Annotated in this window: 8 protein-coding genes and 1 pseudogene; 3 read left to right on the top strand and 6 right to left on the bottom strand. The window is 68.2% G+C overall.

Translation table 11 applies throughout. From position 1 onward, the window contains the following. Window positions 1-616, top strand: a pseudogene (locus tag QWZ14_RS05915) (ISNCY family transposase); the annotation flags it as partial. Window positions 617-823: 207 nt separating this feature from the next. Here the strand turns inward: QWZ14_RS05915 and QWZ14_RS05910 are convergent. From QWZ14_RS05910 to QWZ14_RS05885, 6 genes are all read right to left on the bottom strand, one after another. Next, the gene (locus QWZ14_RS05910; RefSeq protein ID WP_290315707.1) at window positions 824-1159 is read right to left on the bottom strand and encodes a hypothetical protein; all 336 of its coding nucleotides are present in this window, start codon (window positions 1157-1159) and stop codon (window positions 824-826) included. Window positions 1160-1329: 170 nt separating this feature from the next. Then, the gene (locus QWZ14_RS05905) at window positions 1330-1563 is read right to left on the bottom strand and encodes a hypothetical protein (RefSeq protein WP_290315706.1); all 234 of its coding nucleotides are present in this window, start codon (window positions 1561-1563) and stop codon (window positions 1330-1332) included. 110 nt (window positions 1564-1673) lie between these two features. Continuing rightward, window positions 1674-2549, bottom strand: a complete 876-nt coding sequence (locus tag QWZ14_RS05900; RefSeq protein WP_290315705.1) for a DUF932 domain-containing protein — start codon at window positions 2547-2549, stop codon at window positions 1674-1676. Window positions 2550-2740: 191 nt separating this feature from the next. Then, the gene (locus QWZ14_RS05895) at window positions 2741-2986 is read right to left on the bottom strand and encodes a hypothetical protein (RefSeq protein WP_290315704.1); all 246 of its coding nucleotides are present in this window, start codon (window positions 2984-2986) and stop codon (window positions 2741-2743) included. 367 nt (window positions 2987-3353) lie between these two features. Beyond that, on the bottom strand, window positions 3354-3908 hold the full coding sequence (locus tag QWZ14_RS05890) for a hypothetical protein (protein ID WP_290315703.1): 555 nt from the start codon (window positions 3906-3908) through the stop codon (window positions 3354-3356). 62 nt (window positions 3909-3970) lie between these two features. Next, window positions 3971-4909, bottom strand: coding sequence for a hypothetical protein (locus QWZ14_RS05885; RefSeq protein WP_290315702.1), 939 nt, complete (start codon window positions 4907-4909; stop codon window positions 3971-3973). A gap of 846 nt (window positions 4910-5755) precedes the next feature. Between QWZ14_RS05885 and QWZ14_RS05880 the strand changes: the two genes are divergently transcribed. Further along, window positions 5756-6076, top strand: coding sequence for a hypothetical protein (locus QWZ14_RS05880; RefSeq protein ID WP_290315701.1), 321 nt, complete (start codon window positions 5756-5758; stop codon window positions 6074-6076). Between the two features lie 66 nt (window positions 6077-6142). Continuing rightward, a partial coding sequence (mobF, locus tag QWZ14_RS05875; RefSeq protein ID WP_456307220.1) for a MobF family relaxase occupies window positions 6143-9067 on the top strand: 2925 nt, incomplete at its 3' end.

The raw sequence follows: 9067 nt of genomic DNA, 5'->3' as shown, positions 1-9067 counted from the left end.
GGCACAGCCCGCCAAGGAGCATCGCTCCTACACCACGCCGTGGGACACGACCGAGGGTTTGGAGGCGGCGGCCGCGTTGGCGGAGCTGTATGGCTTGGTGCGGCTGTTCGTGAACTTCTTCCAACCCTCGTTCAAGCTAGCCAACAAGACCCGCGATGGGGCGAAGGTGAAGAAGCGCTACCACCCACCGGCGACGCCGCACCAACGGCTGCTGGCGGATCCGCGGACGGGGGAGGCGGTGCGGCAGCGGCTTGAGGCGCTGCACACGACGCTGGATCCGATTAGGCTGCTGCAGAGCATCCGAACCGCCCAGCAGCGCTTGGTCGAGATCGCTAACCGGCCTGTTGCCAGTGATGCTGCTCCGCGCGCCGTACCGACATTAGAGCAGTTCCTATCCGGATTGCGGACAGCCTGGCAGGAGGGCGAGGTGCGCCCAACGGCGCAGCCGAAGCAGAAGGTGAAGCGTTTGCGGCCTGGCACGGATCCGTTTGCGGCAGTGACGGTGCAGCTACACGATTGGTTCGCAGCCGAGCCGTGGCAGACATCGCGGGAGTTATTGGATCGACTGCAGGCGGAGCAGCCTGGCGATTATCCGGATGGGCAGCTCCGGACGTGACAACGCCGCATGAAGATGTGGAGCCGGACGATGGCTCATAGCTTGGTTTTTGGCGCGACATCGCCTGAGATGACGGCGGCTAGTGATGCGGCAACGGGTACCGCGCCATGAGGCAACGGGAGTATGTTGGTGAGGCAACGACAGGTGCCTCGGGAGCATTTCCGGATGAGGCAATACGACCGGCCAAGGCTGCCGTCGCGCGATAGGCTAGCCCGCTTCGTCCGCTTCCTCCCCTTTCGGCACCCATTCCGGCGGCCAAGGTGCTGCGGCGTGGGCCTCCGCGACGCGCCGCAGCGCTGCCGCCTCATCGTCCGACAGCGGCCGGATGCCACGTGGGTAGCGCACCCATTCCCCCCGGTCGCATCCCATCTTGTCCGCGAAATCACGCAGCTCGGGCGACAGCGGCGCATGAGCCGCCGCCAGCCCTTCCAACCAGGCACCGAAGTCGTCGCGGATTTCGTGTCGGCCATTGGCCATGTGCTTCACAGCGCCTTGCCCGACCCGCAGCCGGCGCGCGAGGCCTCGCTTCGTCCAGCCGATCATTTCCAGACATTCCGCGAAGCGAGAGGGGGACATAGGCATACGGGCGGTAATGGCCCGGCGGCGGCGGCGGCCGCAACGCAGAAGGCCGCCCGAGGGCGGCCAGAGGCGAAACGTGGAGTGGGACGGCAGGAGGGGCGGGCCAAAGCCCGCCCGCATCACCTACAACGCTGTCATGGCAACGCCCCGGCGGTGCCCGTCGCACCACGATAAGGCGGGATCGCAGCGGCAGCGCGCACGGCCGCGCGCTCGTTCAGTATGGCCAACAACAGCGCCTCGCTTTCGTTGTCGATCAGGTTTGCGATGATGGCGCGGCCGGTCGCATCCTCGATCACGACCGAGAGGAAGGCAGGATCTTCCGAGCTGGTGCCGAGCGCAAAGCCGTTGCCGGCGTCGTCGTTGAGCACGAGCGGACAGCCCAGGATGGGCAGGGCGTGACAATTCATGGTGCGGAGCTTTCGGCTGGGTGACGCAGGAGAGGGAAAGGAGGGGCGGGGAGTGATCCCCGCCCGGCCCGTCAGGCGGCGCCCTTGAGGGCCGCCATGCGCTCGCCCAGCATCCACAGCGCCCGGTTAAGCTTCACATCCTGGTCAATGCCTGTGACCTCGCGCGAGGTCACACGGCGGCGCTGATTGTTGCCGTCGCGCCCCCACGCCTGAAGCCCGCCCCGGATAGTGTTTTCCTGCACCCGGTTGAAGCTGCTCCACAGGTCCGCGCCCATGTCCGTCGCCCGGCGGACGGTCAGGAATTGTTCCGCCTGAATAGGAGAGGCAACGTTGCCTTCCTCATCCCCGAAGCGGATCACGCGGGCCGCATCTGCGAGGGCGTGCTGTTCGTCGCGGTTGAGGGTGATGCCGGCCCAGGCATCGGCCGCCTTGATGGCTTGGCGCGAGGCGCCAAGGACTTCGAAACTGCCCTCGATCACTTGGCGCACCACGTCGCCCTTGTGCGGCACCTTCACCGAGCGTTCCGGCCCGTCCGCTACGACCATGCCGTTGAGGCAGGCGAGGCGGAACACGCCCGCGGTGACGTGATAGGCGCTGGTTCCATCGTGGGAGTTGATCAGCACGACCTCTGGGAAGGTCATGCCGACGCGGCGTGGCTGGTTGGCTTGGTCCTCGTGGCGAAAGCGGATCAGGTGCTTTGTGTGGCCGCTGCGGTCGGCATCTCGCGGGCGGGTCTGCCGCGCCAGCACGGGGGCGAAGCCCTCGCGCCGCAGGCCTGCGATCACATCCGCGGTCGGGATGTAGGCATAGCGCGCGGAGCGGGAGGAATGGGCCTCGGTTGCGAAGGCGGACGGGGCGAGCTGCATCAGCTCATCGTCGGAAAGCGGGCCGGCGCCCATTGCAGCGCGAGTGGATCCAAAGGCACGAGAGGAACGGGAGAACGACATGGGGAGCACCTTGCTCTAACCACCGAAACAGAACGCCTCGGCTGAGAAGAACATTACGCCCCCTCCCTTCTTTCGTCAACAGTTTAAAAGTTTAAAAGTAAAAAATCATGAGTCATGAGTGTAATGGTCAACCGGCGTTGGCCGCTGACGCGGCCGGTGCGAGCCTCCACGGTTGAAGCCGTGGCGCAAGATTATTCAGCTACCTTGTGGGGAAACTTGGCCTCGACCAGCTCCATAAGGATCGCTTGCGCCGTAACGGTTCGACCGGTGCTGGCCGTGCGCTTGGCGCCTTCCTCCACGAGCTGCGTGAGCTGACCGCGGGGAATGCGGAGCGTGACCTGTACGGTATCGCCGGGCGAGGGGCGGCCGGGGCGTCGCTTGGTGGGCGGCGCGTTGTCCACATCGTGCGGAGCGGACGCGGCGGTGGGGCGGGGCATGAAAGCAGACCTTCTGCGAGCCCTTCACCGATAGGTTAGAAACTTTAGAACTTCAATAGTGATCCCGGCCGAACATTGGCGGGTGCATGTGCGAAGCCACCACGAGACAGCGGCGACGGGGCACCTAGCCCATAGGCCAACAGGATGGGTTTCCGAAGGCTGCCCCAGTATCCAGGGCAGGCCGGATGTTAACCAGGCACCCGAAGGCGTCGACTTTGGCGAAGCATGTAGCATAGACCAACGGCACCGCAGCGGCCCGCGGCTGAGGAACGCGACGGGCACCAAAAGTAAACAAGCAACCAAAACGCCACGGCGCTTTGGTGTCGTGGCGCTACAACACCAGAGGAACCCTAATGGTGCGATCGCGTCACGAGCGCGGCCCGGCCGGCGCTGCCGGGGGTGGCGCATCTTCCAACCACAACGGCACGGCGCAGGCCCGCCGGCCGCTGGTGTCGACCCACACCGCGCGCCCCTCGCACCGTCCCAGCAGGCCCACGAGGTCGTTGCGACGGATGGCGTCGGACCAGGCACGAGCGGATGCGGAACCATCCGACAGGGCAGCGCGGATCACGCCCGAGGCTTCCCGCACTTCCGCCGCTTCCGTGGATCGTCCCCACAGGTAACCACCGCCCAGCGCGCCCAGTAGCAGCACTGCGGCCCCGAGGCCCGATAGCAGCGCCAGGCGCCGGGACGCCGCGCCGGCCTGACGCACGAAGTCCGTCCGGCACGCCTGCACGAGCTGGCGCATCATGTCGGCCCGTGCCTTGTCGTCCAATGGCTCCCGGTTGGCCTCCATGCGCGCCTGTAGTGCGACCATCGCGCCCAGGCTGGAGGACAGCCCGGCCAGCACCGGGGCGAGGGGGTCCCGCTCGGCCCTGGCGGTTTCAGCTGCGGCTTCCAGATCAGCGCGAGCTTGGCGCATGGCCCCCGTCACGTCGGGAAGCCGGGCGCCTTCCCCAACAGGGGCGGCCGGGGCCGTGGCGCTCACGGGAACCAAGAGCGGATCGGCGCGAGTGCCTGATCCATGCTCCTCATCCACTTACGGACGCGCGAACGGTTCAGTGGGCCGAGCGGACCCACGGGGGCGCGGCCCTGCGGTTCCTGGCCATCGCGTGCCAAGCTGAATTGCAGTCGTTTTGCCTCGATCTCGCTGGCCACGCCGGAATCCAGGCGCGGCATCCAGATCGGCACCGCGCCCCGATCCACGGCTGCCCGAAAAGCGGAATGGTTCAGCACCCAGCCGAAGGCTTCTTCCCGCGACTGTGTGGGCGACACCAAGCCTTCGTTGAGGATTAGCGCCGTTGCCTTGGGGGTGAAGCCTTGCTTCTCGAAGGAGGCGAGCGAGGTCAGATCGTCCACGCGCGGGCCGAGGGTGTAGATGGCGACCGGCGCCACGCCGGTTTCCTCCATGACGTCGCCCAGGTCGGGGGCATCGGCCAGAAGCCGGCTCAGGCTGGTATCACCGCCGCCCAGGTCCAGCAGCGCCGAACGTTGCTCTTCCATCGAGAAGCGCAAGAACTCTTCTAACCAAGCCGCCACGCTGCCGGCCTCGTTGGTGGGCGGCTGGTCCACGCCTTCGATGAAGGCGGCCAGGGAGCGGTTCTGCGGGTCCAGAGCCGCCGCCATAACCTCGCCGCCGGATGCGGCCACGGCTTCGAGGACGTAGCGCAGGAGAGTGGTTTTCCCCGACCGCCCCGGCCCGCTGACGAACCACACCTTGGGCTTGCCGGTCAGGTCGGGGACGGGCTGCGTGGGTGTCAGGGACGAGCCCGTAGCCGGATCGATTGTGGAAGGAGGCAGACCGATAGAGGCTTCCGGAGCGTCAAAGCTGCGCTTGCGCGAGAACAAGCGAACGACGCGCCCGCCATCCTCGCCCGCGGCGGGGGCGTCAGTACCGGGAATGGTGGTCGGCTTGGTGGCCATGTTCGGTTCCTTCGATGTCACTGACGAGGCCGAGCAAAGCCGAACCGTGGCTTAGGCGGCGGATTGACCCCTTCCGCCAAGTCCACGGGCGGACGAGCGGGAGAGATTGGGCTAGGAGGCGGGGTCGGCTCCGGAGCTGGTACCGGGGTGGCCTGAACCGTGGAGAGTGCATCGGGCGGCGGTTCTGGCGCCTGCGCTGGCTTGGTGACCATCGAGAGGGTTCCCACGGCCCGCTTTTGGCCCTGTCGCTTACTGCGGCTGGCCCGGCCCTCCGTCGCCCGTGTCCAGGCTCGTCGTGCGGCATCGGCGGTCGGGGGGTTGCCTTTGGCATCACGGACGCCCTGTTCCCCGAGAACCTTGGCGATTTCGGTCCAGAGCAACCGCCGCTCCTTGAGGCGACGGGCGAGCATGGCGTGGTTTTTCCGCATCCAGTCCTGCAAAGCCGAACGGCTGCGGGCTTTGTCGAAAGCCGCTTCGTCCACATCGACGGGCGAGGGTTGTTCGGATGCGGCCATCCTTCCTCCAGCTGGATCAGAATTCCCTTACCTTGGCCTAAATAGGCCTCACAGCGCAATTCCCGGGAGGGAAAAATCAGACAAAAAAGAACTTAAACGGGACATCAATAGAACCCAATCGAGACACAGAACGAACCCTTTCGAGATAATGCTGAACCAAATCGAACGAAAACAGACATAAATGAACAGAATCGAACAAAAAATGGGTGGGAGAATGGGGGTGAGGGAAGGAATGAGAGTGCTACAGACCAATGCACCCTAGAAGGTGCTGGTCTCGCCCTCCGCGAGGATGGTTAGGTGTCGCCTGCCCCACGACGCCGAGGAAGCCGCCATGTCAGACGCCATCACCGCCGAGCTTGCCCGCCTGCGGGATACCGTTGAAACGCTGACCCAGGGGCTGCGGATGATGGTGGAAACGCAGGCCACCCACACCGAGATGCTGCAAGCCATCCTCGAGGCGGCGACCGAGGAAGCCGGCGAGAGCCCGTTGCCGGGGTTGCTGACGCAGATCGTGGAACGCCTGGACGAGCAGACCGGCATTTTGCACCGCATCGAAGCCGCAGCCGTCGGCAGGTCGGTGGACGAGACCCAGGACGAGGACGAAGGCGGGGACCACGCCGGCCAGAGATCAGTGCCGGCGGCGCGGCAGTAGCAGACCTGGCCGGTGCTGACCTTCCGCAAAGGCGCAGCTTCCAGCACCCCGGGCGGTGCGCGGGCGATGGCCGACCACTTGATGGAGGAGACGCTATCGCCCGAGGCCGTGGCGATGGGGGACTACTACACCCGGAACCGGGCGGCTGAGCTGGGGGCCGGACCGGGACCAGACGCCGAGGCGGGACCGGAAGCGCCGCGCCAGGGCACCCGGCCGCAGCCGCGGCGGGACATGCACCCCGGCCTGGCAGCGGCGCTGGGGATCGAACCGCACGGCGTCCCGACCGTGGAACAGGTCAGTCAGATCCTGGCCGGCCGACGCGCGGACGGCGGCGAGTTGGCGACAAACGAGGCCGCGACCACGCGGAGCGTCAGCTATATCGACCTGTGCTTTTCCGCGCCCAAGAGCGTCAGCCTGGCGTGGGCCTTCGCGCCGACCGAGGCTGAGAGGGCGACCATCCTGCAAGCGCACCGCGATGCGGTGGACGCTTCCCTGCGCTACGTCGCCCGGGAAATCGGCCAGGTCCGCCGGGGCAAGGCTGGCAGCGGGGGCAGCGAGGCCGGGCACGTTGCGTGGATCGGCTTCGAGCACTTCACGGCGCGGGCGACCGCCGAGGTGAAGCGGCCGGACCCCAAGACCGGGGAGGTGACGACGGAGCTGCACACCCTGCGGCCCNTGGGCGCCCTGGACCTTAGCCCGACCCGCACGCGCATCCACGAGTTCGGCGCCTTCTACCAGGCGCAGATCGCGGCCAACCTGCGCCGCGTCGGGGTGGCGGTAGAGCTCGAGGAGCGCACGGGCATGGCCCGGCTACCGGCCATCTCGGAAGCGGTGTGCGAGGCGTTCAGCAAACGCACCCGTGACGGCACCGAGGCGGCGCGGACGGAGGCAGCCAGGCGTGGCCTCGATTGGAACGGCATGACGCCGGATATGCAGGTGGCGTTTCTCAAGGGCGGCACGAAGGCCGCCCGCAAGAACAAGGAAGACGACCTCAGCGACTTCGCCGCCTGGCGTGGCCAGGCTGCGGCCATCGGCTGGGAGCACCGTGGCGCCGTGGTGCCGCAACGCCCAGGCGCCGAGGCGCCACGGGAGCAGAGCCGAGCCGCCCGGCTCGAAGCCGCTTACGCGGCGGCTTTGCCGCTCCTCGAAGCCCAGTTCTCCCGCGTCTCCGTGCTCAACGGTGCCGACCTGCGCGCCGCGGCGGCCCGTGCGCTGATCACTGCCGGCATGACGCCGGGGGCGGAAGGCGGCCGAGCCGACGTGGACGCGGTGACCAGGGCCATGCGCGAGCGTGGCGTGCGCCAGGATGGCCAGCCAACGGGGCTTGTGTGGGGACGCGACGGCGAGCGCGACGAGGTGAAGGTGACGACGGCGCTACACCTTACCCAGGAGGGCGAGGCCGTGGCGCTGGCCAAGGCCGCCGCGGTGGATCGCAGCCGCGCCCTGTCCCCCGCCGCCTTGGCCGACGCGGTGGAGCGCAGCGGCTTGGACTTTAGTGACGAGCACGGCAAGGCGCAGCACGCCGCCATGGTGCGCCTCGGCACGGGCGGTGCGGTGGGCGTGGCGGTGGGCGTCGCGGGGTCGGGCAAGACCGCCCTGCTGCGCCCGCTGGTGGACGCCTGGCAGGGGCAGGGGGATCAGGTGATCGGCGTGGCCATCGCCTGGCGCCAGGCCGAGCCTTTGAAGGAGGCCGGGATCGGTAGCGTCGCCGCGCTGACGGGCTTCCTGCACGGCGTCGCCGCCGGTCGCATCTCGGTCGGACCGAGGACAGTGGTGGTGGTCGACGAGCTGGGGCAGGTGGGCGCCCGACAGATGCTTGACCTGCTACGGCTGCGCCAGCAGCACGGGTTCCGTATCGTCGCCGTGGGCGACGACAAGCAGTGCCAGGGCATCGAGGCCGGACCGGTGGTCAACCTGATGCGCCGAGCGCTGGGACCGGAGGCGGTGCCGGAAATCCTCACCACGCGCCGGCAGCGCACCGAGCGCGAGTGTGAGATTGCCGGACTGTTCCGCGACGGCAAGGCGGCTGAGGCGCTGGCCATGAAGCGCGCAGACGGCACGGCCGAGGCAGTGCCGGGGGGCTACGACGACGCCGTGCGGCGGGTGGCCGAGCTGTGGCGGCAGCGGCGGGAGGCGAACGCCGGGGATGCCGGGTTCAGCATCAGTGTCACTGCGCCGACGAACGCCGATGCTCGCGCCGTGGCCCTGGCGCTGCGTGAGGAACGCCGGGCGATGGGCGAACTGGCGGCGGACGTGTTTAGCATCCGCGCGACCGACCAGGCCCGCGCCGCCTATAACCTCACCCTGGCACCAGGCGACCGGGTGCGGCTGTTCGACCGCCTCAACGCTCGGTTTCTCGACGGCGGTCGGGGCAACATCGGCAACAACGGCAGCGTGCTCGAGGTCCGCGCGGTGAACGCGGAGGGGGTCGTGCTGCGGACGGCGGCCGGACGCGACGGGACGGTGTCTTGGGAAAGCCTGGCGGACAAGAAGAACGGTCGCACGCGGCTGGCGCCAGGCGATGTCCTGACCATCGACGCGGCGCAAGGCATCACCAGCAGCGAGCACATCAACGCCATGCCGGCGGGATCGACGGGGGTGCAGGGCTTCAAGGGCTACACGGCCGAAAGCCGGCACAAGGATTCTGCCTGGCTAATCACCTCGGACGGGGCCGAGCGGCGCGAGGTGATGGTGCGTCGGGCGTTGGGGGACGCGCGCCCCGTTACCGCGGCTGATGTATGGGAGAACGTGGCGCGGAACCTGGCGCGGCAGCCGGCGAAGGCGTCGGCGCTGGACTTCATGGACCGCGCCCGCAACGTCGGCCGCACCGCGGCGCACGCCATGCAGGCTGGGTTCCGCTCGGCCGAGGCGCGCGAGGCTGCCGGCAAGCCGCGGGCGACGCTGGGGGCGCAGCTCCGCGAGCGGCGCGACGGCCGGGCGGTAGGCCAGGCGGTGGATCGGCTGCGGCAGGCGCTCGATGCCCGCTGGCAG

The organism is Paeniroseomonas aquatica (assembly GCF_030409335.1).
Lineage (GTDB): Bacteria > Pseudomonadota > Alphaproteobacteria > Acetobacterales > Acetobacteraceae > Belnapia > Belnapia aquatica.
Note: the sequence above shows the minus strand (reverse complement) of the source record. Positions and strands in the feature narration are given on the sequence as shown.